At 71.9% G+C, this 25,785-nt stretch carries 29 protein-coding genes and 1 tRNA gene; 12 read left to right on the top strand and 18 right to left on the bottom strand.

The genetic code is table 11. The features are described from left to right. The first annotated feature begins 22 nt into the window (after positions 1-22). The 3 genes from ACZ7MY_RS03870 (at position 23) to ACZ7MY_RS03860 (ending at position 2,260) form a co-directional block, all read left to right on the top strand. The gene (locus ACZ7MY_RS03870) at positions 23-328 is read left to right on the top strand and encodes a MoaD/ThiS family protein (RefSeq protein ID WP_499599278.1); all 306 of its coding nucleotides are present in this window, start codon (positions 23-25) and stop codon (positions 326-328) included. Beyond that, positions 328-1,278 carry a PLP-dependent cysteine synthase family protein gene (locus tag ACZ7MY_RS03865; RefSeq protein ID WP_499599276.1) on the top strand — a complete coding sequence of 317 codons (951 nt, stop codon included), beginning with the start codon at positions 328-330 and terminating at the stop codon, positions 1,276-1,278. The genes ACZ7MY_RS03870 and ACZ7MY_RS03865 overlap by 1 nt, the downstream gene beginning before the upstream one ends. 229 nt (positions 1,279-1,507) lie before the next feature. Then, on the top strand, positions 1,508-2,260 hold the full coding sequence (locus ACZ7MY_RS03860) for an MBL fold metallo-hydrolase (protein ID WP_499599274.1): 753 nt from the start codon (positions 1,508-1,510) through the stop codon (positions 2,258-2,260). Positions 2,261-2,343: 83 nt separating this feature from the next. On the opposite strand, the gene ACZ7MY_RS03855 is transcribed toward ACZ7MY_RS03860, so the two are convergent. Both ACZ7MY_RS03855 and ACZ7MY_RS03850 read right to left on the bottom strand, forming a co-directional pair. Further along, positions 2,344-3,597: a PTS transporter subunit EIIC gene (locus ACZ7MY_RS03855; protein ID WP_499599272.1), complete on the bottom strand. Its 1,254-nt coding sequence runs from the start codon at positions 3,595-3,597 to the stop codon at positions 2,344-2,346. Positions 3,598-3,717: 120 nt separating this feature from the next. Further along, positions 3,718-5,046 (bottom strand): PTS transporter subunit EIIC, encoded by a 1,329-nt coding sequence (locus ACZ7MY_RS03850; protein ID WP_499599270.1) that lies wholly within the window; start codon positions 5,044-5,046, stop codon positions 3,718-3,720. Positions 5,047-5,185: 139 nt separating this feature from the next. On the opposite strand from ACZ7MY_RS03850, the gene ACZ7MY_RS03845 reads away from it, so the two are divergent. The 4 genes from ACZ7MY_RS03845 to rdgB all read left to right on the top strand — a co-directional run bounded on the left by ACZ7MY_RS03845 (position 5,186) and on the right by rdgB (position 7,340). Further along, entirely contained in the window at positions 5,186-5,419 is a 234-nt protein-coding gene (locus tag ACZ7MY_RS03845; protein WP_499599268.1) for a PTS sugar transporter subunit IIB, read from the top strand. A 98-nt stretch (positions 5,420-5,517) separates the two neighbouring features. After that, on the top strand, positions 5,518-6,264 hold the full coding sequence (gene rph, locus ACZ7MY_RS03840; RefSeq protein ID WP_499599266.1) for a ribonuclease PH: 747 nt from the start codon (positions 5,518-5,520) through the stop codon (positions 6,262-6,264). Between the two features lie 56 nt (positions 6,265-6,320). Then, positions 6,321-6,716 (top strand): hypothetical protein, encoded by a 396-nt coding sequence (locus ACZ7MY_RS03835; RefSeq protein ID WP_499599264.1) that lies wholly within the window; start codon positions 6,321-6,323, stop codon positions 6,714-6,716. A gap of 15 nt (positions 6,717-6,731) precedes the next feature. Then, on the top strand, positions 6,732-7,340 hold the full coding sequence (gene rdgB / locus ACZ7MY_RS03830) for an RdgB/HAM1 family non-canonical purine NTP pyrophosphatase (RefSeq protein ID WP_499599262.1): 609 nt from the start codon (positions 6,732-6,734) through the stop codon (positions 7,338-7,340). A 54-nt stretch (positions 7,341-7,394) separates the two neighbouring features. On the opposite strand, the gene ACZ7MY_RS03825 is transcribed toward rdgB, so the two are convergent. The 8 genes from ACZ7MY_RS03825 to ACZ7MY_RS03790 form a co-directional block, all read right to left on the bottom strand. Beyond that, positions 7,395-7,478 (bottom strand) — tRNA-Leu (locus ACZ7MY_RS03825). A gap of 48 nt (positions 7,479-7,526) precedes the next feature. Further along, on the bottom strand, positions 7,527-8,195 hold the full coding sequence (locus ACZ7MY_RS03820) for an HNH endonuclease signature motif containing protein (RefSeq protein WP_499599261.1): 669 nt from the start codon (positions 8,193-8,195) through the stop codon (positions 7,527-7,529). Continuing rightward, the gene (locus ACZ7MY_RS03815) at positions 8,192-8,836 is read right to left on the bottom strand and encodes an HNH endonuclease signature motif containing protein (protein WP_499599260.1); all 645 of its coding nucleotides are present in this window, start codon (positions 8,834-8,836) and stop codon (positions 8,192-8,194) included. The genes ACZ7MY_RS03820 and ACZ7MY_RS03815 overlap by 4 nt, the downstream gene beginning before the upstream one ends. A 134-nt stretch (positions 8,837-8,970) precedes the next feature. After that, positions 8,971-9,837 (bottom strand): fumarylacetoacetate hydrolase family protein, encoded by an 867-nt coding sequence (locus ACZ7MY_RS03810; protein WP_499599258.1) that lies wholly within the window; start codon positions 9,835-9,837, stop codon positions 8,971-8,973. Positions 9,838-9,920: 83 nt separating this feature from the next. Then, a complete protein-coding gene (locus ACZ7MY_RS03805; protein WP_499599256.1) occupies positions 9,921-10,592 on the bottom strand; it encodes a YidC/Oxa1 family membrane protein insertase in 672 nt (223 codons plus the stop codon). Positions 10,593-10,693: 101 nt separating this feature from the next. Further along, positions 10,694-11,005, bottom strand: coding sequence for a DUF6412 domain-containing protein (locus ACZ7MY_RS03800; RefSeq protein ID WP_499599254.1), 312 nt, complete (start codon positions 11,003-11,005; stop codon positions 10,694-10,696). A 35-nt stretch (positions 11,006-11,040) separates the two neighbouring features. After that, a complete protein-coding gene (locus ACZ7MY_RS03795; protein ID WP_499599252.1) occupies positions 11,041-11,826 on the bottom strand; it encodes a class E sortase in 786 nt (261 codons plus the stop codon). A 70-nt stretch (positions 11,827-11,896) separates the two neighbouring features. Continuing rightward, positions 11,897-13,204, bottom strand: coding sequence for a DUF445 domain-containing protein (locus ACZ7MY_RS03790; protein ID WP_499599250.1), 1,308 nt, complete (start codon positions 13,202-13,204; stop codon positions 11,897-11,899). Between the two features lie 173 nt (positions 13,205-13,377). Here ACZ7MY_RS03790 and ACZ7MY_RS03785 point away from each other — a divergent pair, with 173 nt between their 5' ends. Together ACZ7MY_RS03785 and ACZ7MY_RS03780 are read left to right on the top strand one after the other, a co-directional pair. Beyond that, positions 13,378-14,703, top strand: coding sequence for an SGNH/GDSL hydrolase family protein (locus ACZ7MY_RS03785; RefSeq protein WP_499599248.1), 1,326 nt, complete (start codon positions 13,378-13,380; stop codon positions 14,701-14,703). A gap of 25 nt (positions 14,704-14,728) precedes the next feature. Continuing rightward, positions 14,729-15,841 (top strand): aminotransferase class V-fold PLP-dependent enzyme, encoded by a 1,113-nt coding sequence (locus tag ACZ7MY_RS03780; RefSeq protein WP_499599246.1) that lies wholly within the window; start codon positions 14,729-14,731, stop codon positions 15,839-15,841. Positions 15,842-16,102: 261 nt separating this feature from the next. On the opposite strand, the gene ACZ7MY_RS03775 is transcribed toward ACZ7MY_RS03780, so the two are convergent. The 3 genes from ACZ7MY_RS03775 to ACZ7MY_RS03765 are packed head-to-tail and all read right to left on the bottom strand — an operon-like array spanning position 16,103 to position 18,676. Beyond that, positions 16,103-17,080, bottom strand: coding sequence for an ABC transporter ATP-binding protein (locus ACZ7MY_RS03775; protein ID WP_499599244.1), 978 nt, complete (start codon positions 17,078-17,080; stop codon positions 16,103-16,105). Then, the gene (locus ACZ7MY_RS03770) at positions 17,080-17,883 is read right to left on the bottom strand and encodes an ABC transporter permease (RefSeq protein WP_499599242.1); all 804 of its coding nucleotides are present in this window, start codon (positions 17,881-17,883) and stop codon (positions 17,080-17,082) included. Before ACZ7MY_RS03770 ends, ACZ7MY_RS03775 begins: the two co-directional genes overlap by 1 nt. Next, a complete protein-coding gene (locus tag ACZ7MY_RS03765; RefSeq protein WP_499599241.1) occupies positions 17,876-18,676 on the bottom strand; it encodes an ABC transporter permease in 801 nt (266 codons plus the stop codon). Before ACZ7MY_RS03765 ends, ACZ7MY_RS03770 begins: the two co-directional genes overlap by 8 nt. A 272-nt stretch (positions 18,677-18,948) precedes the next feature. Here ACZ7MY_RS03765 and ACZ7MY_RS03760 point away from each other — a divergent pair, with 272 nt between their 5' ends. Next, a complete protein-coding gene (locus tag ACZ7MY_RS03760) occupies positions 18,949-21,177 on the top strand; it encodes a transglycosylase domain-containing protein (RefSeq protein ID WP_499599239.1) in 2,229 nt (742 codons plus the stop codon). Between the two features lie 91 nt (positions 21,178-21,268). On the opposite strand, the gene ACZ7MY_RS03755 is transcribed toward ACZ7MY_RS03760, so the two are convergent. From ACZ7MY_RS03755 to ACZ7MY_RS03745, 3 genes are all read right to left on the bottom strand, one after another. Then, the gene (locus ACZ7MY_RS03755; RefSeq protein ID WP_499599238.1) at positions 21,269-21,589 is read right to left on the bottom strand and encodes a DMT family transporter; all 321 of its coding nucleotides are present in this window, start codon (positions 21,587-21,589) and stop codon (positions 21,269-21,271) included. Positions 21,590-21,692: 103 nt separating this feature from the next. After that, complete coding sequence (locus tag ACZ7MY_RS03750; RefSeq protein WP_319139263.1) at positions 21,693-22,031, bottom strand: co-chaperone GroES; 339 nt, start codon at positions 22,029-22,031, stop codon at positions 21,693-21,695. A 10-nt stretch (positions 22,032-22,041) separates the two neighbouring features. Then, a complete protein-coding gene (locus tag ACZ7MY_RS03745) occupies positions 22,042-22,365 on the bottom strand; it encodes a DUF3618 domain-containing protein (protein ID WP_499599236.1) in 324 nt (107 codons plus the stop codon). Positions 22,366-22,465: 100 nt separating this feature from the next. Here ACZ7MY_RS03745 and bcp point away from each other — a divergent pair, with 100 nt between their 5' ends. Then, the gene (bcp, locus tag ACZ7MY_RS03740) at positions 22,466-22,933 is read left to right on the top strand and encodes a thioredoxin-dependent thiol peroxidase (RefSeq protein WP_499599234.1); all 468 of its coding nucleotides are present in this window, start codon (positions 22,466-22,468) and stop codon (positions 22,931-22,933) included. Positions 22,934-22,954: 21 nt separating this feature from the next. Here the strand turns inward: bcp and ACZ7MY_RS03735 are convergent, their stop codons facing one another. Continuing rightward, a complete protein-coding gene (locus tag ACZ7MY_RS03735) occupies positions 22,955-23,602 on the bottom strand; it encodes a class F sortase (protein ID WP_499599233.1) in 648 nt (215 codons plus the stop codon). Positions 23,603-23,605: 3 nt separating this feature from the next. After that, positions 23,606-24,562 (bottom strand): hypothetical protein, encoded by a 957-nt coding sequence (locus ACZ7MY_RS03730; RefSeq protein ID WP_499599232.1) that lies wholly within the window; start codon positions 24,560-24,562, stop codon positions 23,606-23,608. 193 nt (positions 24,563-24,755) lie between these two features. Here ACZ7MY_RS03730 and ACZ7MY_RS03725 point away from each other — a divergent pair, with 193 nt between their 5' ends. After that, entirely contained in the window at positions 24,756-25,535 is a 780-nt protein-coding gene (locus tag ACZ7MY_RS03725) for an HAD-IIA family hydrolase (protein WP_499512058.1), read from the top strand. The last annotated feature ends 250 nt before the right edge of the window (positions 25,536-25,785 follow it).

Raw genomic sequence — 25,785 nt, 5'->3', positions numbered from 1 at the left:
ACGCACCCCTTGGAGCCGACGCATGGCCATCGAGGTCCGCATCCCGACCATCCTCCGCAGCTACACCGACGGCGCCAAGGCCGTCGAAGGCAGCGGCAGCACCCTCGACGAACTCCTCGCCGACCTCGACACCCGCCACACCGGCATCCGCGAGCGCATCGTCGACGCGGGTGAGCTGCGGCGCTTCGTGAACGTCTACCTCAACGACGAGGACGTCCGCTTCCTCGACGGCATCACCACCAAGCTCACCGACGGCGACAGCGTCACGATCCTCCCGGCCGTCGCGGGCGGCAGCGGTCTGCCGGCCGACCGCGTCGGCGGGCGCTGATGCGGTACGACAGCCCGCTGGCAGCCGTCGGCAACACCCCGCTGGTACGGCTGCCGCGCCTGTCCCCCTCCACCGAGGTCTCCGTCTGGGCCAAGCTGGAGGACCGCAACCCCACCGGCTCCGTCAAGGACCGCCCGGCCCTGCACATGATCGAACAGGCCGAGCGCGCCGGACGCCTCACCCCCGGCTGCACGATCCTCGAACCCACCTCGGGCAACACCGGGATCTCCCTCGCCATGGCGGCCAAGCTCAAGGGCTACCGCATGGTCTGCGTCATGCCCGAGAACACCTCGTCCGAGCGGCGCGAGCTGCTCACCATGTGGGGTGCCGAGATCATCCCCTCCCCGGCCGCCGGCGGCTCCAACACCGCCGTCCGCGTCGCCAAGGAACTCGCCGCCGAACACCCCGACTGGGTGATGCTCTACCAGTACGGCAACCCGGACAACGCCGGCGCCCACTACGCCGGCACCGGCCCCGAGATCCTCGCCGACCTCCCCTCCGTCACCCACTTCGTCGCCGGCCTCGGCACCACCGGCACCCTCATGGGCGTCGGCCGCTACCTGCGCGAGAAGGTCCCCGGCGTGCAGATCGTCGCCGCCGAGCCCCGCTACGACGACCTCGTCTACGGACTGCGCAACCTCGATGAGGGCTTCATCCCCGAGCTCTACGACGAGTCCGTCCTCACCACCCGCTTCTCCGTCGGCTCCGAGGACGCCGTCCGCCGCACCCGCGAACTCCTCCAGCAGGAGGGCATCTTCGCCGGCGTCTCCACCGGAGCCGCCCTGCACGCGGCCCTCGGCGTGGCCCGCAAGGCCGAACGCGCCGGAGAACACGCCGACATCGTGTTCGTCGTCGCCGACGGCGGCTGGAAGTACCTGTCGACCGGCATCTACACCGCCGAGTCCACCGAGGCGGCCGTCGCCGCCCTGCACGGCCAGCTCTGGGCCTGACCCTCCACCCACGGCGCCCCCGCCCGTCCGGACCTCCGGCGGGCGAGGGCGCCGTACTGGTGATTCCGCCCACAACGGGGCTCCGCAGAGGAGCACGCGCACGCCGTGCGCCTTACGCTCAAGAACACATGGCGGGTCGCTCCCGCCCCTCCCCCCTCCCCCTGCGGAGCGGGGGCGTCGTGGCGCGCCAACGCAAGACCCCCGGAACAATCCACGGAGGTTTCTGCACATGAAGCTCACCGTCGTCGGCTGCTCGGGTTCGTTCCCGTCCGCGGAATCGGCCTGCTCGAGCTACCTCATCGAGGCCGACGGCTTCAGGCTGCTCCTCGACATGGGCAACGGTGCCCTCGGCGAGCTGCAGCGCCACTGCGGTCTCTACGACCTCGACGCCATCCTGCTGAGCCATCTGCACGCCGACCACTGCATCGACATGTGCGGGTACTTCGTCGCCCGCTACTACCGGCACGAGGGCGGCCCCGCCCACGCCATCCCCGTCTACGGGCCCGAAGGCACCGAGCGGCGGCTGGCCAGCGCGTACGGGGACGTGCCCGACGAGAAGTGCATGAGCGAGGTCTTCGACTTCCGCACCCTCGAACCCGGCACCTTCCGCCTCGGCCCCTTCACCATCACCGCGGACGTCGTCAGCCACCCCGTCGAGGCGTACGGCTTCCGTGTCGAGCACGCCGGTCGCTCCATCACCTATTCGGGTGACACCGGTCCCTGCGACGCGCTGCAGACCCTCACCGAGGGCACCGACCTCTTCCTGTGCGAGGCCTCCTTCACGTACGGCAAGGAGGACATCCCCGATCTGCACCTCAACGGCCGCGAGGCCGGCCAGTACGCCGACCGCGCCGGCGCCGGGCGCCTGGTCCTCACCCACATCCCGCCCTGGACCGACCCGCAGGTCGCCCTCGAGCACGCCCGCGAGGTCTACGACGGCCCGGTCGAGGTGGCGAAGGCCGGCGCGGTCTACGAGGTCTGAGCGCCCACGCACCCTTTTCGCGCAGCACGAAGCCCCCGGATCCAGGCGGATCCGGGGGCTTCGTCGTGTGGTCTGCGAGGAGGCTACGCCTTGACGAGGTCCTCGTTCTCCTCCTCGGGCTCACGGCCCGGGGTGGGGAGGTTGAACCTGGTGATCGCGAAGCGGAAGACCACGTAGTAGATCACCGAGAAGACGAGTCCGATCGGGATGATCAGCCACGGCTTGGTCGACAGGTTCCAGTTCAGCAGGTAGTCGATGGCGCCGGCCGAGAAGGTGAAGCCCGTGTGCACCCCGAAGGCCCAGGTCACAGCCATGGAGACGGCTGTCAGCACCGCGTGGATCGCGTACAGCAGCGGCGCGATGAACATGAAGGAGAACTCGATCGGCTCGGTGACACCGGTGACGAAGGAGGTCAGAGCGAGCGAAAGCATCATGCCCATGACGGCCTTGCGGCGCTCCGGGCGGGCCGTGTGGGCGATCGCCAGGGCGGCGGCCGGGAGGCCGAACATCATGATCGGGAAGAAGCCGGTCATGAACTGTCCGGCGTGGGGGTCGCCGGCGAAGAAGCGGGTCAGGTCGCCGTGGACGACGGTGCCCGCGGAGTTGGTGAAGTCGCCCAGCTGGAACCAGGCCACGGAGTTCACGAACTGGTGCATGCCGATCGGGATCAGACCACGGTTGATCAGGCCGAACAGCGCGGCGCCGAAGGAGCCGAGACCGGTCATCCACTCGCCGAAGTTGCTGATCACCTCACCGATGGGCTCCCAGACCAGGCCGAAGAAGACGCCGACCAGGGTGCCGACGAAGGCCATGATGATCGGCACGAGGCGGCGGCCGTTGAAGAAGCCGAGCCAGTCCACCAGCCTCTTGCGGTGGTAGCGCTGCCACAGGACGGCGGCGAGCAGACCCATGATGATGCCGCCGAGGACCCCGGGGTTGTTGTAGGTGGCGGCGACGTCCGCGCCGTCCTGGATCTTGGCCTCGGTGACCGGGAAGGCCTTCAGGACGTTGCTGTAGACCAGGAAGCCGACCAGCGCGGCGAGTGCGGTCGAACCGTCGGACTTCTTGGCGAAGCCGATGGCGACACCGATGCAGAAGAGCAGCGGCAGGTTGTCGAACACGGCGCCGCCGGCGGTGGCGAACACCGAGGCGACCTTGTCCCAGCCGAGGCCGTCCGCGCCGAAGACGTCGGGCTGGCCGAGACGGAGCAGAAGGCCCGCCGCCGGCAGGACGGCGATCGGCAGCTGCAGGCTGCGGCCGACCTTCTGCAGGCCCTGGAAAAGGCCGGAGCCCCGCTTCTTCGCTGCGGGGGCCGCCGATGCGGTGGCGGTAGTCATGGGGGGTCCTCCTGGTCTAAACCACCGAGTGGTGTAGACCAGTATTAACATGTAAGCAACGCGTCAAGGAAAGCCTCGTCGGGTGTGGTCTAGACCACAATGCCGAGCGTGGTGCCTCGGCTACGCCTTGACGTTGTCCCGTTCCATCCCCTCCGCGATCTCCTCCGGCTCACGTCCCGGCGTCGCCAGGTCGAACCTGGTGATCACGAAGCGGAACAGCACGTAGTACACCGCCGCGAAGACCAGCCCGATGGGGACGATCAGCCACGGCTTCGTCGCCAGGTTCCAGTTGATGACGTAGTCGATCAGCCCCGCCGAGAACGTGAAGCCGTCGTGCACGCCCAGGCCCCACGTCACCGCCATCGACACCCCCGTCAGTACCGCGTGGATCGCGTACAACGCCGGCGCGATGAACAGGAACGAGTACTCGATCGGCTCGGTGATGCCCGTCACGAACGAGGTCAGCGCCACCGACAGCATCAGGCCGCCCACCTCCTTGCGGTGCGACGGGCGGGCGCAGTGCGTGATCGCCAGCGCGGCGGCCGGCAGGGCGAACATCATGATCGGGAAGAACCCCGAGGTGAACTGCCCGGCCGTCGGGTCACCCTGCAGGAAGCGGTTGATGTCCCCGTGCACCACCGTCCCGTCCGGCTTGGTGAAACTGCCGAACTGGAACCACACGAAGACGTTGAGGAACTGGTGCAGCCCCACCGTCAGCAGCGCCCGGTTCGCCACCCCGAAGATGCCCGCCCCGTACGAGCCCAGGTCCGTGAGCCACTGGCTGAACGCGGTGAGCCCGGCACCGATCGGCGGCCAGACGAACACGCACAGCACCGCGAAGACGATCGCGACGAACGCCATGACGATCGGCACGAGCCGGCGCCCGTTGAAGAAGCCCAGCCAGTCCACCAGCCTCGTGCGGTGGTAGCGCTGCCAGAAGAACGCGGTCAGCAGCCCGATCACGATCCCGCCGAACACCCCCGGGTTCTGGTACGCGGCCGGGGCCGCCGCCGCAGGCGTCCCCGGCGGGATGCACGCCCCGCTGATGGTGCTCGTCGCCAGGAAGGCCGTCCCCTTCGGGCAGTCCTGCGGGAACTGGTGCAGCACCCCGTAGTAGACGAGGAAACCCGCCACCGCCGCCAGCGCCGTCGAGCCGTCCGCCTTCTTCGCCATCCCGATCGCGACGCCCACCGCGAACAGCAGCGGCAGCCCCAGCGAACCGTCCAGCAGGGCGCCGCCCGCGCCGTTGAAGACCTTGGCCACCGCGTCCCAGCCCAGGCCCCGGGGTCCGAAGACGTCGTCCTGGCCCAGCCGGTTGAGGATGCCCGCCGCCGGCAGCACCGCGATCGGCAGCTGCAGGCTGCGGCCCATCTTCTGCAGCCCCTGGAACAGCACGGAGCCCCACGTCCGGCTCGGACGCGGGGCGGCCGCGGCGGCGTCCGGACCCATGGGGCCACCTCCCGGCGGGTAATGTGGTGTAGACCAGTTGCGGCGCGGCTGGGACACTCATGCATCCCCGCAAAACCGGTCCACCACTGCACTACGGTGTGAAATCGGACCGAACGGCCGAGACCAACCAGGAGCACAGATGGCCAGCAAGGCAGAGAAGATCGTCGCCGGGCTCGGCGGACTCGACAACATCGAAGAGGTCGAGGGCTGCATCACCCGACTCCGCACCGAGGTCAAGGACCCCTCGCTCGTCGACGAGGCCGCGCTCAAGGCCGCCGGAGCCCACGGCGTCGTCAAGATGGGCACCGCCATCCAGGTCGTCATCGGCACCGACGCCGACCCCATCGCCGCCGACATCGAGGACATGATGTGACCCGGCACTGACCGCCGGACCACCACAGCCTCACCCGCAAGGGGCCCGTTCCAGGACCGGCACGGGCCCCGAGCCGCGCTACGACTAGGCTCGACGCCATGTCTCGTATCGACGGCCGCACCCCCGAAGAGCTCCGCCCCGTCACCATCCAGCGCGGCTGGAGCAAGCACGCCGAAGGATCCGTCCTCGTCTCCTTCGGCGACACCAAGGTCCTCTGCACCGCCTCCGTCACCGAGGGCGTCCCCCGCTGGCGCAAGGGCAGCGGCGAAGGCTGGGTCACCGCCGAGTACGCCATGCTGCCCCGCTCCACCAACACCCGCGGCGACCGCGAGTCCGTCCGCGGCAAGATCGGCGGCCGCACCCACGAGATCTCCCGCCTCATCGGCCGGTCCCTGCGGGCCGTCATCGACTACAAGGCACTCGGCGAGAACACCGTCGTCCTCGACTGCGACGTCCTCCAGGCCGACGGCGGCACCCGCACCGCCGCCATCACCGGCGCCTACGTCGCCCTCGCCGACGCCGTCACCTGGATGCACGGCCGCAAACTCGTCCGCGCCAAGGCCCAGCCCCTGAGCGGCACCGTCAGCGCCGTCAGCGTCGGCATCATCGACGGCGTCCCCATGCTCGACCTCTGCTACGAGGAAGACGTCCGCGCCGAGACCGACATGAACGTCGTCTGCACCGGCGACGGCCGCTTCGTCGAGGTCCAGGGCACCGCCGAAGGCCAGCCCTTCGACCGCAAGGAACTCAACAACCTCCTCGACCTCGCCGTCGCCGGCTGCGCCGAACTCGACGCACTCCAGCGCGCCGCCCTCGCCGAACTCGAACAGATCACCAAGGACTGACAAAGAGCAGGTCTGGAAACCGCAACCTGAGGACGGCGCGGTGCGTATGTAAAGGTATGCACCCACGCACCCGCCGCCTCGCGGCGCTCGCCACCGCGGCCGCCCTCGGCACCACCGCCCTCATCGGCTGCAGCGCCGTCGACGCCGTCGACAAGGCCCTCGACTGCGCCAACGTCGCAGCCCAGATCGCCACCGACGTCCAGAACCTGCAGAACGCCGTCAACAACGCCGGCAACAGCCCACAGGACGCCGCCAACGCCCTCGACCAGATCGCCGACGACCTCGCCGACCTCGGCGACAAGACCGGCAACGCCGACGTCAACACCGCCGTGGGCGACCTCCAGAAGGCCGTCGAGAACGCGCAGAAGGCCGCCCAGAACGGCGACACCCCCGACATCACCCCCGTCGCCGACGCCGCGACCGAACTCTCCAAGGTCTGCACCCCCGGCTGACGGGATAATCGGACCATGCCGCACACCCGCCTGGTCCTCGCCACCCGCAACGCCCACAAGGTCGCCGAACTCCACGCCATCCTGGCCGACGCCGGACTCGGCGTGGAGCTCGTCGGCGCCGACGCCTACCCCGAAGTCCCCGACGTCCGCGAAACCGGCGTCACCTTCGCCGAGAACGCCCTCCTCAAGGCCCACGCCCTCGCCCAGGCCACCGGACTCCCCGCCGTCGCCGACGACTCCGGCCTCTGCGTCGACGTCCTCGGCGGCGCCCCCGGCATCTTCTCCGCCCGCTGGGCCGGCAAGCACGGCGACGACCGCGCCAACCTCGAACTCCTCCTCGCCCAGCTCTCCGACATCGACACCCCCCACCGCGCCGCCCACTTCACCTGCGCCGCCGCCCTCGCCCTCCCCGACGGCACCGAACGTGTCGTCGAGGGCCGCCTCCTCGGCACGCTCCGCTTCGAGCCCCACGGCAACGGCGGCTTCGGCTACGACCCGATCCTCCAGCCCCTCGGCGAGTCCCGGACCTGCGCCGAACTGACCGCGGACGAGAAGAACGCCATCAGCCACCGCGGCCAGGCCTTCCGGGCCCTGGTGCCGGTGGTGCGGGAACTGGTGGGGTGAGTCCCTAAAGGCGTGGCCTGCGCATCCAATCCTTGGATTCGCAGGCCACGAGTGTGCGGCGGAAGGGATTCGAACCCTCAAGCCCGATCAAGGGCCACAGATCCTAAGTCTGCCGCGTCGCCTCTGCGCCACCGCCGCTAGCCGCCACCCATGGTAACGGGTGGCGGCTGGGGACTCGCATACGGTTTACCGGCTCAGTGGGCGCCTGCCTCCTCGACACCATGTGTCGGTGACGGCATGGCAGTTCGGGCAGAGCAGTCGTAGGTTCTCCGCCCGGTCGTCCAGCCGGTCGCCGTTGATGTGATCCACTTCCAGCGTCATCGGCCTGCCGTGCCAGCTTTCGCCGGTGCCGCATTGCGCGCACTGGGAGGGTGTGCCGATTTCCGCGAGGGCCCTCCGCAGCAGTACGGCCTTGGTGCGGTAGCCGTCGGTGCGGGCGACCAGGATGTCGGCCGCGGGCTTCTTGGCGTTGGGCCCGTTCCTGTTGCCGTGCGCCTGTCCCAGGAAGTGGCCGGTGTCCAGGCCGTCCTCCGCCAGCCATGCGCGCAGCATCGCGCGGGTGCGGGTGTTGTCGGGCCTGTCGAGCCTGCGAAGGGTCTCGGCCACGGAAATGGAGCGGGTCACCGCCGCGCGGAGTTCCGCGGGCGTGGGGCGGGGGCGTCTGTGTCCTCTGCCGGAAGAGGGCCTGCGGAAATGGGAGATGTCGACGCCGAAGTCACCGAACCGCTTCTCCAGGTAGCGGTGCAGCTTTCCGTAGGGGGTCCTGCCGAGGAATGCCACGACCTCCTTCATGGAGTGGCACTGTGCCGCTGCCGCCTGGAGCAGTTCGCGGGTGTACGGAGTCCCGGCGCTCAACGGACCACGCCCCGGTCGCGTCGTTTGCCCCGGCCCCGGTAGGTGTCCGTCGTCGCATGGCAGTTGGGGCACAGCAGGCGGAGATTGGCCGGCCGGTTGTCCCGCCAGATGCCGTCGAGGTGGTCGACCTCCAGGGGTAGTGGCCGGCCGCACCACATGGGTTCCGTCCCGCAGAGCGCGCAGAGCTCGGCGACGCCCCGGGCCAGCATCGCCCGCTTGAGCCGGTCGCTGTGCACGCGACGGGCCGTGTCCGTCTCCTGCTTGACCAGGATCTCCTCGTGCGTCCGACGACCGGGGCCGCGAGGCCGGGTCACGAAGTGCGAGGTGTCGATGCCGAATCCGCGAATGCGGCGGCTGATGTGCGTGTGCTGCCCTCCGACGGCCTCCACGCCCAGGCGGCGCAGCACTTCGTACATGTTGGCCGATGCGGCGACTGCTTCGGCGAGAAGCTCGCGGGTCCAGCGACCGCCCTCGCGTTCGAAGTGCGAGGTGTCCACGCCCATGCGTCTCATCCGCTCCCGCAGGTAACCGCGCGTCGGACTCCTGGGGTCCACGCCCAGTCTCGTCAGCATCTCCGACAGCGTCCGCGACGACGCCGCCGTCTCGGTCAGGAGTTCACGGGTGTAGGGGCTTGCGGGCACTGATGTCCCCCCATGCGATCCTGTGTTGCCCTTTCGCACGTTTTAACGACCCGCTTGTACGACGGTTACGCCGTCCGGGATACGCCGAAGGGCGCCCGGCGTGTCGTGCGGGGCGCCCTTCGGCGGGGGAGGGGCTACGCGTCCTTGAGGGCCTGGCGCTGGTGGCCGAGGCCGTCGATCTCGAGCTCGACCACGTCGCCGGCCCGGAGGTACGGCTTGGGCTCGGGGCGGCCGAGGGCGACGCCGGCGGGGGTGCCGGTGTTGATGACGTCGCCCGGGTACAGGGTCATGAACTGGCTGACGTAGCGCACGACTTCGGCGACCGGGAAGATCTGCTCGGCCGTGGTGCCGTCCTGCTTGAGGTCGCCGTTGACCCACAGCCGCAGGCCCAGGGCCTGGGGGTCGGGGATCTCGTCGGTGGTGACGAGCCAGGGGCCGAGGGGGTTGAAGGTCTCGCAGTTCTTGCCCTTGTCCCACTGGCCGCCGCGCTCGATCTGGAAGGCGCGTTCGGACACGTCGTGGGAGACGGCGTAGCCGGCGACGGCGGCGAGGGCCTCCGCCTCGTCGGCGGCGTAGCGCAGTTCGCGGCCGATGACGACGGCGAGTTCGACCTCCCAGTCGGTCTTGAGGCTGCCGCGGGGGACGAGGACGGTGTCGTCGGGGCCGACGACGGTGTCGGGGGCCTTCATGAAGAGGATGGGCTCTTCGGGGACGGCGGCGCCGGTCTCGCGGGCGTGGTCGTGGTAGTTGAGGCCGATGCAGACGATCTTGCCGATGCGGGTGAGCGGGGGGCCGATGCGCCGGTCGGCGGGGTCGGCGGGGTCGAGGGCGGGGAGGGTGCCGTCGGCGGCCGCGGTGCGGATGCGGGCGAGGGTGTCGTCGTCGGCGAGCAGGGTGCCGTCGATGTCGGGTGTGAGGGAGGACAGGTCGCGCAGGGTGCCGTCCTGGTCGAGCAGGGCCGGGCGTTCGGCTCCGGCGGGGCCGAGTCGCAGCAGCTTCACAAGACTCTCCGGGTGTGGTCGGGGGTGGCGGTGGTCATGTCCGGGGGTCGGGGTCCGGGTCATGTCCGTGGTCATGTCCGTGGTCATGTCCGATGGGGGCGGTCATCGGAGGTCTTGGTTGATCCTCCAGCGCCGGGGGTGGCGTCCGCAACCCCTTGACCGCGCTGTGGACGGTGGAGCCAGGCGCGTTCGGCGGCGGTCCAGGCGGTGGAGGTGGCGACGTAGAGGCCGGCGGCCGGGGGGACGACGGCGGCGGTGATCAGGGTGCCGAAGGAGAGCAGCGGGAGGTGCTTGGCGAGGCCTTCGGCGTCGGGGGCGGCCTTGCGGGCGCGGTGGTAGGACCAGTAGGCGACGGCGGCGACCACGACGAGGATCGCGAGGTGCAGGGCGCCGGTCCGGTCGTCGGCGATCCGGGCGGTGGAGGAGGCGTGGTAGAGCACGAAGAAGGCGGGGAGCTGGAGCAGGGTCGGCAGCATGCCGGCGAAGGGGGAAGCGCCCTCCTGGGTGTAGAGGCCGCCGAGGGCGCGCTGGAGTTCCTGCGGGTCGCGTGCGTGCTTGCGGCGCAGTTCGGCGACGCGTGGGGCGAGGGCGGCGCGGGCTTTCTCGCCGCGGGCGGCGGCGCGGGCGAGGGGGTGGAGCGCGAGTCGTACGAGGAGGGTGACGAGGACGATCGCGGTGGCGGGTGCCGCGGTGCGTCCGGTGAGCGGGACGAGGGTGTCGGTGAGGGTGAGCAGGGCGTGCGTGAACACGGACATGGGGGTGGGACCCTCCGCGGGTGTCGTCGTGCCGGTCGGGGTGGGCGCGGCGTGACGGGGCGCGGTGGGGCGGTGGGTGCCGTGGTGCGGTGGCGTTGCCCCTAGGCGGCCGTCGGGAGGGGGCGGCCGGGGGCCCTGGGGCGTGGGCGGCCGGAGGCGTCGGGGTCGCGCTGGGGGAGGAAGGCGGTGCGGTGTTCCCGGTCGCGCAGCGCGGTGCGGACGCGTCCGCGGGGGACGGGGGGTGCGGTGGCCGCGAGGCGGAGGGCGCTGCCGAGCAGGAGGGCGAGCGCGGCGGTGGTCGCGGCGGCGGCGACGGCGGTGGTGAGGCCGCTGTGGGTGAGCAGGAGGCCGGTGAGGAGCAGCAGGAGGGCGGCGCCGTGCACGCGTGCGGCTGCCGCGGTGCTGCGGATCACGCGGACTGCTCCTTCCGGCCCTTCCGGTCGTTCCGTCAGGGATGACGTTCGGGGGGCCGGCGTGGTTCCGCTGCGGCGAGTCCGCCCCAGACGACCAGGCGGTAGGTGGAGGTGAATTCGGGGGTGCAGGTGGTGAGGGTGATGTAGTGGCCGGGTCCGGTCATGTGCCGGCGGGGGTGGACGCCGCTGTGGGGGACGGGGGCGATGACGGTGCCGTCGGAGGGGGTGGTGCGGGGGAGGGTCTGCCGGACGACGTAGGTGTAGCGGGTGGTGGCGGTCTCGACGAGGAGGGTGTCGCCGGGGCGGAGCCGGTCGATGCGGCGGAAGGGTTCGCCGTGGGTGTTGCGGTGGCCGGCGAGGGCGAAGTTGCCGGGCTGCCCTGGCTGGGCGGTGTGCGGGTAGTGGCCGGCGTATCCGTGGTCGAGTACTTCGGTGCGGTTGACGCCTTCGGCGATGGGGGTGGTGACGCCGATGCGGGGGATGCGCAGGACGGCGTAGGCCTGGGCGGGCCGCGGGGTGGTGGCGCCGGCGGTGGTGCGGGTGCCGGCGCTGCGGGGTCGGCTCGTGGGTGCGGCGGCGCCGATGGCAGCGGATTCGTCCGATGTCTCGGGGGTGGGGGTGCGGGTGGTGGGGGCGCGGTCCCACTGTCGTTCGAGGGTGGTGACCCGGTGCGCGGCGCCGGACTGGGCCCGCAGGTTGGTCCACCACAGCTGGTGGGCGACGAGCAGCAGGAGGACGGCGCCGAGGGTGAGGGCGGCTTCGCCGGCGTCCCACAGCGCGCGTCCCTGCCAGCGCAGCGGGGCGGGGGTTCGGGTGGGCATGCCGGCACGGTAGGTGACGTGGCGTCAGATTCCCAGAGCGGGGCCGGCCCGGGTCCCGTCCGTCCCCCGGCTATCCCGCGAGGAACCGGGAGACGGTGTAGATGACCAGCCCCGCCAGTGAGCCGACGACGGTGCCGTTGATGCGGATGAACTGCAGGTCGCGTCCGACGTTGGCCTCGATCTTGCGGGTGGTCTGCTCGGGGTCCCAGCCGGCGATGGTGTCGGTGATCAGCGCGGTGATCTCGTCGCGGTAGGTGGTGACGACGTACGTCGCGGCGTCCTCCAGCCAGCCGTCGATCTTGGCGGTCAGCCGGGGGTCCTCCGTCATCCGCGCGCCCAGCGACAGCAGCGAGGCCCGGGCCCGCAGCCGCAGCTCGCTGCGTTCGTCCTCGGCGGCGGCGACGATCATGCCGCGGACCGAGCCCCACGCGGACTCGATGAGGTCCTGGACCTCGTTGCGGGCGATGAGGTCCTTCTTGAGCCGTTCGACGCGGGCCCGGGTGTCCGGGTCGGACTGCAGCTCGACGGCGAAGTCGGCGAGGAAGCGGTCGATCGCCTCGCGCGCGGGGTGCTCGGGCATGTCCCGCATCTCGGCGGTGAAGCGCACGAGTTCCTTGTAGACGCGTTCGCCGACCCTGCGGTCCACGAAGCGCGGGGTCCAGCCGGGGGCGCCCCCCTGGACGGCGTGCATCACCGAGTCGGAGTGCTCGACCAGCCAGTCGTGCGCGCGGACGCAGACCAGGTCGACCACCCGCCGGTGCCCGCCGTCGGCGACGACGCGCTCCAGCATCTTGCCTATCCCCGGGGCGATCTCCTGGGCGTCGGCGCGCCGGGTGATGGCCTCGCCGACGACGGCCTGGACGTCGGAGTCGCGCAGTACGGTCAGGGCGCCGCGCAGCGCGGCGGCGCCCTGTTCGGTGACGCGGTCGGCGTGCTCGGGGTGTTCCAGCCAGGCGCCGAGCCGCCGGGCGATGCCGACCTTGCGCAGCCGGGTGCGGACGACCTGCGGGGACAGGAAGTTCTCGCCGACGAAGTCGCCGAGGGTGCGGCCGAGCGCGTCCTTCTTGGTGGGGATGATCGCGGTGTGCGGGATGGGCAGGCCGAGCGGCCTGCGGAAGAGCGCGGTCACCGCGAACCAGTCGGCGAGCGCGCCGACCATGCCCGCCTCGGCGGCGGCCGCGACGTAGCCGGACCAGGCGCCGGCCCCCGCCGACTCGGCCCACTTGGCCAGTCCGTAGACGGCCGTGGCCACCAGCAGCAGGCCGGTGGCGATCACCTTCATGCGTCGTACGCCGCGCCGACGGCCCTCGTCGGCGGGGCTGTACGAGAACACCGGGGTCGGGCCTTGGTCCGATCCGGTCACCGGAGCCGTTTCCATCCGCCGCATCCAATCCTTCCGCGTATCGTCCACACCACACTCTTCGAGTGGAACGAACAACGAGTTCCCGGCGTCCGACCATGCAGACGGGCAGGCCCCACGTCTCCATGGGATCATGGCGACAGCGGATCGCGCCGGTTTCCCGCCCATTGATCCCAGGAGTGAAGCACCGCATGGCCAGGACGACGGGTTGTGCACTGCTCGCCGGAATCGTCGCGCTGGTCGTGGTCGTCTCCGCCGCGATCTTCGTCACCACCAGCCACGGCGACGCCTCGGCCCGCTCCGGGCGGCCCGTGGTGCCGGCGGGACTTCCCGGTGTCCCCAACCAGGCCGCGCCCGCGGCGTCCGGTTCCTGGGTCGGCACCTGGTCGACGTCCCCGGTCGGCGGCGAGCCGAACACGCCGGACGGCTACGCGGGGTGGTCGATCCGCAACGTGGTGCACACCAGCGTCGGCGGCACCTCGGCGCGCGTCCACCTCTCCAACCTCTTCGGCCGCACCGCACTGCCGGTGGGCCGGGCGACGGTCGCGGTCGGCGCGGCCCCGGGGTCGCCGGCCGCGGCGGCCGGCACGATGCGGTCGCTGACCTTCGGCGGGCGGACGTCGGTGCGGATCCCGGCGGGCGGCGCCGTCGTCAGCGATCCCGTGCAACTGGCCGTCCCGCAGGCGGCGGACCTGCTGGTGACGACGTACACCCCGCGGGCCTCGGGCCCGGTGACGTACCACCCGCGGGCGCAGCAGACCTCGTTCATGGCGTTCGGTGAGCGCGCCGCTCGCACCGACGGCACCGCCTACACCACGCGGACCCCGTACTGGCGTTACGTGACGGGGGTGGACGTCTTCACGCGGCAGGCGGCCGGGTCGGTGGTGCTGTTCGGCGACTCGATCACGGACGGGATCACCTCCACGCCGGGCGCGAACCACCGCTGGCCGGACCGCCTGGCGGTGCGGCTGCGCGGCTCCGGCGACCGCGGGCTGCGGTTCGGCGTCCTCAACCAGGGGATCAGCGGCAACCGGGTGCTGCGCGACGGCGAGAACGGCGCCAATCCGAGCGGCCTGAGCCGTCTGGAACGGGACGCGCTCTCGCAGACCGGCGTCCGCGCGGTCGTCGTCGATCTGGGCATCAACGACGTGCTGCGGCCGCCGCAGCGGACCGGCGCGGCGGAGATCGTCACGGGGCTGCGGGAGATCGTGGCGCGCGGCCACGAGCGCGGACTGCGGGTGCTGGGTGCCACGCTGGCCCCGTGCGGGGGCCATGCGGGATACAACCCGCACTCCGAGTCGGTGCGGCAGCAGGTGAACGCGGCGATCAGGGCGGGCAGGGTGTTCGACGAGGTGATCGACTTCGACCGGGCGCTGCGGGACCCGGACCGTCCCGGTGCGCTGCTGCCCGCCTACGACTCCGGCGACCACCTGCACCCCAGTGACGCCGGCTACCTGCGCATGGCGGACACTGTGGAGTTGTCGCTGCTCAAGGGCGGCGCGGCGGCCAAGGTGTGACGAGTACGGACGGACGGCGACACCCATGACGGACCACGCGGGCGGGCTGACCGGCTACGCCGAGCACTTCGGCGAGCCCGAGGGCTACCTGGACTTCGCCCGCTACGGCCCGCCCTCGCGGGACGTCCTGGACGCCACGGCGGCCGCCCTGGCGGAGTCGGCGGAGGCCGACCACACCACCGTCAACGACCTGATGCGGGCCGAGCCGCGGGCCCGGGCCGCGGCGGGACGGCTGGCGGGCACGGACACCGCGCACGTGGCGCTGCTGCCCAACGCCTCCACCGGTCTCTTCCACGCCGCCTTCGGTGTGCCCGGCGGCGCGGTCCTGGTGCCGTCGGCGGACTTCCCCGCGAACCACTACCCGTGGCGGCGCACGGCCGCCCTGGGCCGGGCGGTGCCGCGCTGGCTGGACGGGGCGCCGACCCCGGAGGCGGTGCGTGCGGCGCTGACGGACGAGGTGGTGGCGGTCTCGGTGAGCGCCGTGGACTTCCGCACCGGCTACCGGGCGGACCTCGCGGCGCTGCGCGAGGTCGTCGGCGACCGGCTGCTCGTGGTGGACGCGATGCAGGCGTTCGGCGTCGTCGAGCTGCCGTGGCAGGCGGCGGACGTGGTCGTGGCCGGCGGCCAGAAGTGGCTGCGGGCCAGCTGGGCCACCGGGTTCGCGGCGCTGTCGGACCGCGCCCTGGAGCGGCTGGAGCCCACGCTGACGGGGTGGACCGGGGTCGAGGACGTCGCCGTCTTCGACGACGCCGAGCACCCGGTCGCGCCGGACGCGCTGCGCTGGAGCATCACCAATCTGAGCCCGGTGACGGCGGCGGCCTTCGCGGCGGCGCTGGAGCTGGTCGAGGGCGTCGGGGTGGCCGCGATCGAGGCGCACGTCGCGCGCCGGGTCGACGAGCTGATCGACGTGGTCCGTTCGGCCGGCGGGCAGGTGCTGTCCCCGGTGGCCCGCGCCGAGCGGGCGGGCATCGTGTCGTTCGCGGTGCCGGACGTGGACCCGGCCCGGATCGCGAAGGCGCTGCACGAGCACGGGGTGACGCCGTCGGTCCGGACGGACTCCGTCCGGCTGTCCGTGCACGCCTCGACCACGGCGGGCGCGGTGGAGCGCGTGCGCGCGGCCCTGGCCTCCCTGCGCTAATCCCCGGGGGCGGGGACACCGCCCCGCTCGGCCCGCACCCCGGCCGCCGCGGGACGCGCCCGCCGCGACCGTGCCGGGGCGGCCCGGCGGGCACGTGACGGACCGCGGGCGGGGCATGGGCCCCCGGGGTCGGCGGCCGCACGCCGTGCCCGGTGCGCCGTCAGGGCCGGCCCGGCCGGGTCCCCCGCAGGACCCGGCGGTCGTGGAGGCCCGTGGCGCCGGCCGCCCGGGCGGCGGGGTGGCCGCCGCGCCTTCGCGGCCTCACGCGGGAGCGGTGCTGCTCGCGGCGTACATGCGGGCGATGACGTCCTCGATGGCGGGTTCGCGCACCGACAGGTCGACGACCGCGTGGCGTGCGGCGAGTTCGGCGACCAGGGGTGCCGCGCTGGCGGCCGCGGGGAAGGCGATCCACTGCCGGGCGCCTTCGACGCGTTCGCAGCGGGCGCCGGTGAGTTCCACCGGGGGCAGCTCCCGTTCGAAGTCGACGACGAGGGTGCGCTCGCTCTCGCCGACCTCGTGCAACCCGTCGAGGCCGCCGTCGTACACCAGGCGGCCGTGGTCGATGACCATGACGCGGCCGCACAACTGCTCGATGTCGGTGAGGTCGTGGGTGGTGAGCAGCACGGTGGTGCCCTGTTCGGTGCTGACGGTCCGCAGGAAGGAGCGGACCTTCGCCTTGCTGACGACGTCCAGCCCGATGGTCGGCTCGTCGAGGTAGAGCACCTCGGGGTCGTGGAGGAGCGCCGCGGCGATGTCGCCGCGCATGCGCTGGCCGAGCGAGAGCTGCCGTACGGGGACGTCCAGGAGCGGCCCGAGGTCGAGCAGGTCGACGCAGCGGTCGAGGTTGCGGCGGTAACGGGCGGCGTCGACGCGGTACATGCGGCGTACGAGTTCGTAGGAGTCGCGCAGCGGCAGGTCCCACCACAAGGTGGTGCGCTGTCCGAAGACGACGCCGATGCGGCGGGCGAGCCGGGTGCGTTCGCGGGAGGGGTCGATGCCGGCGACGCGCAGCCGGCCGCCGCTGGGGGTGAGGATGCCGGTGAGCATCTTGACGGTGGTGGACTTGCCAGCGCCGTTGGGCCCGATGTAGCCGACCACCTCGCCGGCGGGGACGGTGAAGGAGATGCCGTCCACGGCGCGGACCTGGCGGCGCTCCCTGCGGAGCAGGCCGGTGCGCCGGCGTACGTCGAAGACCTTCTCGACGCGGTCGACTTCGATGAGTGCGGTCATGTCGGTCATCAGCTCCCGGTGCTCCGGTACGAACGCAGGCCCGCCCGCCAGGCGGCGCCGGCCAGGGCGCAGCAGGCGACGGCGACCAGGGGCGGGGCGAAGTCCACCCAGCCGGGCAGGCCCAGGGGGTCCTGGCGGCCCAGGACGCGCAGTGCGGGCAGCCAGTTGACGAAGGCGAGTGGCACGATGAAGGTGACGCCGCGCACGAGTTCCTTGCCGAAGACCGACGGCGGGTACTGCAGCAGGGTGGCGCCGCCGTAGGTGAAGGAGTTCTGCACCTCGGAGGCATCGCCGGCCCGGAACTGGAAGGCGGCGCCCGTGACGAAGACGGCGCCGAAGATCCCGGCTCCGCTGAGCAGCATCATCGGCAGCAGCACCACGTCCAGGGCGGTCCAGTGCAGGTCGAGACGGGTCACCGACCAGCCCAGGACGAGCAGTCCCTGCACGATCCGGCCGATCCGGCGCAGTGCGAAGCGGTCGGCGGCGACCTGGGCCAGGACGGGCACGGGCCGCACCAGGAGGGTGTCGAGCGTGCCGTCGCGGATCCGGCCGCCGAGCCGTTCCATGCTGCCCAGGGCGAGGTCGGCGAGGCCGAAGGCGGTGCCGGAGGTGCCGTAGAGGAAGGCGATCTCGGGCAGTGAGTAGCCGCCGAGCCGGTCGACCTGGGAGAACATCAGCAGGATCGCGAGGAAGTCCAGCCCGGTGGCGGCGAAGTTGACGGCCGTGTTCATCACGAACGACGCCCGGTACGCCATGGTCGAGCGGGTCCACATCCACACGATCAGCCCGTAGGCGCGAAGTGCCTCAGCCACCTTGGACCACGACCTTGCGGGTGGCCGCGGACTGCAGCAGCCGTCCCGCGCCGAGCAGGAGCACCGCCCAGGCGGCCTGGAAGGCCAGGGCGGCGGCGAGCGCGGCGCCGGTGTGACGGCCCATCAGAATGTCGGCGGGCACCTGGAGCAGCGCCGACCAGGGCAGCAGCAGGACGACCGGGGCGAGGCCGGAGGGGAAGGCGTTGAGGGGCAGCAGCATGCCGGAGAAGAAGAGCGTGGACAGGCCGGAGACGGCGACGATCCCGGCGCCGTCCATGAGCCAGAAGACGCTGAGGACGACGAGGTAGCGCAGGGCGAAGCCGACGACGACCCCGAGGGCGACCGACAGCAGGAAGCAGGCCCAGGTGGCGGGGGAGGCCGGCAGGGCGAGGTCGAAGGCGAGGGCGCCGCAGACCATGGGCACCGCGCCGCGTGCGAGCAACTGGTAGCCGGCCCGGCCGAGGTCGGCGGCGAGCCACCAGGCCTGCAGGTCGGCGGGGCGGTGCAGGTCGACGGCGATGTCGCCGCTGCGGACGCGTTCGATCAGTTCGTCCTGGAACCCGCCGCCCATGAGGGCGGACGTCGCGAACAGGGCCTGGCCGATCCAGACGTACGTCAACGCCATGGACTGGTCGTAGCCCCCGAGGTGGGGCCGTTCGTGCCAGAGGGCGATGTAGGTGTATGCGGTGATGAAGCCGAAGACGGTGTTGGTGAAGACGCCGGCCGCGGTGGCCACCCGGTACGTGGCGTGGCGCCGGAAGCCGTTCGCCGCCACGGTCGCGTACAGGTGCATGGTCCCTCCTCCCGGTTGCGCGGAACGGGCCCGTCCGTTCCGGCGCAAGCGCCCGACGTTACCCGCGGTGTCCGCCGGGTGCCACGGGGTTTTCACCCGGCGGGGTGGTGGGCGTCACGCTTTCGGCCTGTCACAGGCTTGTCACGGATGCACGTCGATGACCCGTTTTGTCCTGATGGTGGGAGAGTGTCCGGCGGGTCGTACGGCACGATTGACCCAAGATGTTCCGCCGCGGCACAACCCTCGGCGGCCGCGGAGGAGTCAGTACAGACATGAGCAGCAGCAACGCTTCCCCCGGCGGCTGGGAGAACCCGCCCTCCGGCAAGAAGCCGAAGCGCACCGGTGCCCGCAGACTGATCCCGAGCTGGCGCGCGGTGCTCGGCACGCTCCTGCTGGTCGTGCTGGCGTGCGCGGGCGCGTTCATCATCGGCTACCAGCTGGTGGACATCCCCAAGGCCAACGCGGGAGCGGTCGCGCAGAGCAACGTCTACCTGTACTCCGACGGCAGCCAGCTCGCCCGCGACGGGGCGGTCAACCGCGAGAACGTGAGCCTGGACCAGGTGTCCGAGGTCGCCCAGCACGCCACGCTCGCCGCCGAGGACCGCAACTTCTACCACGAGTCCGCGGTCAGCCCGAAGTCGATGCTGCGCGCGGCGTGGAACACGGTCACCGGCAAGGGCAAGCAGTCCGGTTCGACGATCACCCAGCAGTACGTCAAGAACTACTACCTCAACCAGGAGCAGACGGCGGTCCGCAAGGCCAAGGAGTTCTTCATCGCGATCAAGCTGGACCGCGAGAAGACCAAGGAGGAGATCCTCGAGGGGTACCTCAACACCAGCTACTACGGCCGCAACGCCTACGGCATCCAGGCCGCCGCCCAGGCCTACTTCGGCAAGGACGCCGCCGAACTCGACGCCGCCGAGGGCGCGTACCTGGCGACCCTGCTCAACGCGCCCAGCGAGTACGACATCGTGGCGCACCCGGAGAACAAGGCCAAGGCGAAGGCCCGCTGGGACTACGTGCTGGACGGCATGGTCAAGGAGGGCTGGCTGAGCGAGGGCGAGCGCGCGGGGCTGGAGTTCCCGAAGCCGCACAAGGCCAAGGCCGCCACCGGGATGTCCGGCCAGCGCGGTTACCTGGTCGAGGCCGTCAAGGACTACCTGTACGGGGCGGGGATCCTGGACGAGGAGACCCTGCGCTCGGGCGGGTACCGCATCACCACGACCATCGACCGCAAGAAGGAGAAGGCCTTCGTCGAGGCGGCCGAGGAGCAGTTGCTGGACAAGCTCGACCCGAAGGCGCACCCGGTCGACAAGTACGTGCGGGTCGGCGGGGCGTCCATCGACCCGGCCAGCGGCAAGGTCGTCGCGATGTACGGCGGCGTCGACTACACCAAGCAGTTCGTCAACAACGCGACCCGCTCGGACTACCAGGTGGGCTCCACCTTCAAGCCGTTCATCTTCGCCTCCGCCGTGCAGAACGACTCCACCACCCAGAACGGCCGGCGCATCACCCCGTACACCGTCTACGACGGCCGGAACAAGCGCGAGGTCATCGGACCGGACGGCCCCACCGGCTACGCCCCGGCGAACGAGGACGACGTCTCCTACGGGTCGATCACGGTCACCAACGCCATGGACAAGTCCGTGAACTCGGTCTACGCCCAGATGGCGCAGGACGTCGGCCCGGGCAAGGTCAACGACACGGTGCGGGCGCTGGGCATGCCGGAGAAGGTGAAGCTGGTGACCAGCCCGGCGATGGCGCTCGGCACGATGACGGCGAGCCCGCTGGACATGGCGCAGACCTACGCGACGCTCGCCAACCACGGCCGGTACGTCCCGTACACCATGGTCGTGAAGATCACCAAGAACGGGCAGGAGGTGCAGCTGCCCAAGCGCCGGCCCACGCAGGCCGTCCACCGCGAGGCGGCCGACACCACGACCTCCATCCTGCGTTCGGTGGTCCGCGGCGGCACCGCCACCGCCGCGCAGGCCGCCGGCCGTCCCGCGGCGGGCAAGACCGGCACGATGGAGGAGGACAAGGCGGCCTGGTTCGCCGGCTACACCCCGGACCTGGCCACCGCCGTCGCCGTCATGGGCCAGGACTCCCAGACCGGCGCCCAGAAGAAGCTGTACGGCACCACGGGGCTGTCCCGCGTCAACGGCGGCGGCTTCCCCACGCAGATCTGGGCCCAGTACACGGCCGACGCGCTGAAGGGGAAGCCGGCGAAGAACTTCAAGCTGCGGCTGGAGCCGGGCGCCCAGGCCCCGCCGACCAGCGCGCCGCCGGCCAGTTCCGCCCCGCCGACCTCCGCCCCGCCGACCGAGTCGGCCCCGCCGGAGTCCTCCGAGCCGCCCGGCACGGAGGAGCCGCCCAGCGAGGAACCCAGCGAGGAGCCCAGCGAGCCGGCCAGCCCCGGCGAGGACGGCGGCACCGAGGGCGGCGGACTGCCCATCGGCGGCCTCGACGGCGGACCCGGCGGCGAGGACGACTTCCCGTAGGAACGCCCGCCGGGTGCCGCCGGGGAGCTCCCCGGCGCCGCCCGGCGCGACGGCGCGCGGTGCCGCACCAGGGCGTGCGCCGTGGCGCCGTTCAGTGCCCCGAGGTCGCCTTCAGGCCGACCACGGACACCAGCAGCAGGCAGATGAAGAAGATCCGGGCGGCGGTCGCCGGCTCGTCCAGCACCACGATGCCGAGCACCGCCGCGCCCGCCGCGCCGATCCCGACCCACACCCCGTAGGCGGTGCCGATCGGGAGCGTCCTGGCCGCGTAGGACAGCAGCAGCATGCTCGCGACGATGCCGAGCCCGGTGCCGACGCTGGGCCACAGCCTCGTGAAGCCGTCGGTGTACTTCATGCCGACCGACCAGCCGACCTCGAGCAGGCCGGCGAGACACAACAGGACCCATGCCATGACGGGCACCTCCACGATCCTCGAGGGGTCAGGGGGTGCGTCGTCTTTGCATGGGCCCTGGTACGGCGCGTCTCGTCAGGGTACGGACCCGACGATAGCAAAGTCAGAGGTAGAGGCCGGTGGAGTCCTCCGAGCCCTGCAGCCGCTCCGCCGCCACCGCGTGCAGGTCCCGCTCCCGCATCAGCACGTACGCCGTACCGCGCACCTCGACCTCGGCCCGGTCCTCCGGGTCGAAGAGCACCCGGTCACCGACCTCCACGGTCCGTACGTTCTGTCCCACCGCGACCACCTCGGCCCAGGCCAGGCGCTTGCCGACGGCCGCCGTGGCGGGGATCAGGATGCCGCCGCCGGAGCGCCGCTCGCCCTCGGGGACGTCGGACCGCACCAGCACGCGGTCGTGCAGCATGCGGATGGGGAGCTTGTCATGCGTCTGCGAACTCACAGGTACGACGTTACCGGCGACGCCGGCGCAGTGAGAGACCGGCCACCACGGCGACCAGCGCCACCGCCGCCACCGCGACCGGCACGATGCGCTCCACCCGGGGCGCGCCGTCCTCCGCCACGAAGTGCCCCCGCAGTTCGGTCACGCCGCGGTTCACCGCCACGTACGCGCGTCCCGCGGTGCGGTCCACCGCCGAGGCGACCTTCGCCTTGGTGTCCGCCGCGATCGTGCTGGGGTGCACCCGCACCGCGATCTCGTCCAGCGTCGCGGCCAGCGCCTGCCGCTTGAGGGCGATGTCCGCCTCGATCTGAGCAGGGCTCCTGCCATCCGACACTGCTCCGCCTCCGTCGTCCTTGTCGACCGGTACCGTGCAGACAGTCTGTCAGTCCGTCCGTGCCGATGCCCGTCGGCACCCCGAACCGGAGAACTGCACCATGAGCGAGCGCCTCCAGCCCGGCGACACCGCCCCCGCCTTCACCCTTCCCGACGCCGACGGCAACGAGGTCTCCCTCGCCGCACACGCGGGCCGCAAGGTCATCGTGTACTTCTACCCGGCGGCCCTCACGCCCGGCTGCACCAAGCAGGCCTGTGACTTCACCGACAACCTCGAGGTGCTCGCGGGCGCCGGTTACGACGTGATCGGGATCTCCCCCGACAAGCCCGAGAAGCTGGCCAAGTTCCGCGAGAAGGAGTCCCTGAAGGTCACCCTGCTCGCCGACCCCGACAAGTCGGTGCTGACCGCGTACGGCGCCTTCGGCGAGAAGAAGCTGTACGGCAAGGTGGTGACCGGGGTGATCCGTTCCACGGTCGTCGTCGACGAGCAGGGCAAGGTCGAGCACGCCTGGTACAACGTCAAGGCCACCGGGCACGTGGCCAAGCTCATCAGGGACCTGGGGGTCTGACGTCCCGTCGGCCCCGGGGGGTCACGCCCGGGTGTGCGAGCCGGTCAGCGCCGCGTACACCACGACGTTCGCCGAGTAGGTCTGGGTGGCGTGGTCGAAGGTGCCGCCGCAGGTGATCAGCCGCAGTTCGGGGCGGACCCCGGAGCCGTACACCCGGTCGGGGCGGAAGCCTGCCTTGTCGACGATCTCCACGCCCTCGACGGCGAACTCGGCGACCGAGCCGTCCGAGCGGGTGACCTCCACCAGGTCGCCCTGCGTGACCGTGCTCAGGGCGTAGAAGACCGCCGCCTTGCTGCGGGTGTCGACGTGCCCGACGATCAGCGCCGCCCCCGCGTCACCCGGGGCGGGGCCGCGCCCGTACCAGCCCGCCACGTCCGGTGTGCTGAACGGCGGCGGGTCCACCGCGCCGTCGGCGGTGAGCCCGCGCTCCACCAGCTTGGCGTGGATGCCGGCCGAGCGGATGTCGATCCGCAGCGGGCGCGCCGGGGGCAGCGGTGTGTGCGCCGCGTAGACCTGGGCGGGCCGCCCCGCGGCCCCGGCCTGCGCGGTCGCGGCGGGCGCGGGCGCGCCCACCCCGAAGCCGGGCAGGCCGGGGTCGACGTATCCCTTCAGCCACGCCGCGCCGAGCACCACGGCGGCGGCGAGGGCCGCGACGGTACGTCCCTGCACCGGTCAGTCCCGGGTGCGGCGGCGGTGCACGACCAGCCCCGCCGCCCCTGCCACGGCCAGCACGCCGGCGGCCACGATGCCGGGGACGCCCGCCGGCTGCTGCTCCGCGGCGGCCTGGTGGTTCGCCATGGCGCCGCCGCCCGCGGGGACGGGCGCGGACGGGAAGCCGGAGGCGGCCTCGGTGACCTCCAGTGTCCCCTCGTGGGACGCGCCGTCGCAGGTGATGGCCACCCGGTAGGAGCCCGGGGTCAGTCCGGAACGGACCACCGCGGAGGCGTACATGCCGCCGTCGCTCGCCGGGGCGAGCGTGACCGGGGTGACGAACGCGGAGGAGCTGACGGTGCCGGTCTTGGCGCGGTCGCACTGGTCGGTGCGGACGTCCACGTCACCGCCGGGGCCGACCGTGCCCGGGGTGATCCGCACCGGGACGGCGACGCCGCCGACGCCGCCCACACCCCCGACACCTCCGACGCCACCGACGCCACCCGTGCCGCCGATCCCGCCGACGCCGCCGGTGCCGCCGGTCCCGCCGTTGTTGTCCGTGCCGTTGCCGGGGCCGTCGTCCTCGCCGTCGTTGCCGTCGCGTCCGGAGTCGTCCCGCCCGGAGCCGTTGTCGTTGCTGTTGTCGCGGCCGCTGCTGTCGCGCCCGCTGCCCCCGTCGTCGTCATCGTCGTCGCGGTTGTTGCTGTTGCCGCTGTCGCCGTTCTGCCGGCCGTTGTCCTGGCGGTCGTCGTTGTTGTCGTTGTTGTCGTTGTTGAAGAACTGCAGGAGGGGGTTGCTGCTGCTTCCGCCGTCGTCGTCCCCGTCACCGCCTCCGCCGCCCCCGCCGAACCGGAAGCTGGACCCGCTGGAGTCGTCCGGCCCGTCGTCGGCCAGGGCGGCGGGACCGCAGAACACGATCAGCGTCGCCGCTGCGGCGGCGCACAGGGGAACGCGGGCGGCTCCCATGACAGAGCCCATGATCACGACCTCCACTCACCCGGGCTCATGTCGTCGGATTGGTCGGCCCCGGTGTTTCGAAGGTCCCTTCCCTCGCGGGCCCCCGCATGCGGTGGTGCTCCGGACGGGTCGGGAGGTCGCCCGGACCGGGGAACGCGGGGCGGACACCGGGCCCATGTGCACAGGTCACCCGGCCGGACTAGAGTCCGCAGCCATGACAGCGCGCAAGCCCATCGAATCCTGGCTCACCGACATGGACGGCGTCCTCATGCACGAGGGCATCCCGGTGCCCGGCGCGGACGCCTTTATCAAGCGGCTGCGGGACTCGGGCCGCCCGTTCCTCGTCCTGACGAACAACTCCATCTACACCCCCCGCGACCTGGCGGCCCGGCTCAGCCGCATCGGCCTGGACGTGCCGGCCGAGAACATCTGGACCTCGGCGCTGGCCACCGCCCGTTTCCTGGACGACCAGCACCCCGGCGGGACGGCGTACGTCATCGGCGAGGCCGGCCTCACCACCGCCCTGCACGACGCGGGCTACGTGCTGACCGACCACGAGCCGGACTTCGTGATCCTGGGCGAGACGCGCACCTACTCCTTCGAGGCCCTCACCAAGGCCATCCGGCTGATCAACGCCGGCTCCCGGTTCATCGCCACCAACCCCGACAACACCGGGCCCTCGCCCGAGGGGGCGCTGCCCGCCACCGGCTCGGTGGCCGCACTGATCACGAAGGCGACGGGGAAGGACCCCTACTTCGTGGGCAAGCCGAACCCGCTGATGATGCGCACCGGCCTCAACACCATCGGCGCGCACTCCGAGACCTCCGCGATGATCGGCGACCGCATGGACACCGACGTGCTGGCGGGCCTGGAGGCCGGGATGCAGACCTTCCTGGTGCTGACCGGCCTGACCAAGGCGGGCGACATCGACCGCTTCCCGTACCGGCCGACCACCGTCGTGGACTCCATCGCGGACCTCGTCGACCTGGTCTGACCCGGCCCCGACGACGGTGCGCCCCCGGCCGGGACCGGCCGGGGGCGCACCGTCGTCGTTCTGGCCCTTGAGACCGTCGGCGCTGTAGACGGTGACCTCCTTGGCGTCCGCGGCGGAGGAGTCGCCGCCGCAAGCGGTGAGGGCGCCTCGCAGACGGGCGCGGGTGCCCGGCCGCGGGCGGGCGGCGGCCCGGCGGCGTCCGGGCCGCGGGGCGCCGCCGCGCCGCGAGACGTTCACCTGATGATCATCC

The organism is Streptomyces sp. NPDC111520 (genome assembly GCF_055635295.1).
The sequence above is the reverse complement of the archived record's forward strand: the minus strand, read 5'-3'. Positions and strand labels throughout refer to the sequence as shown.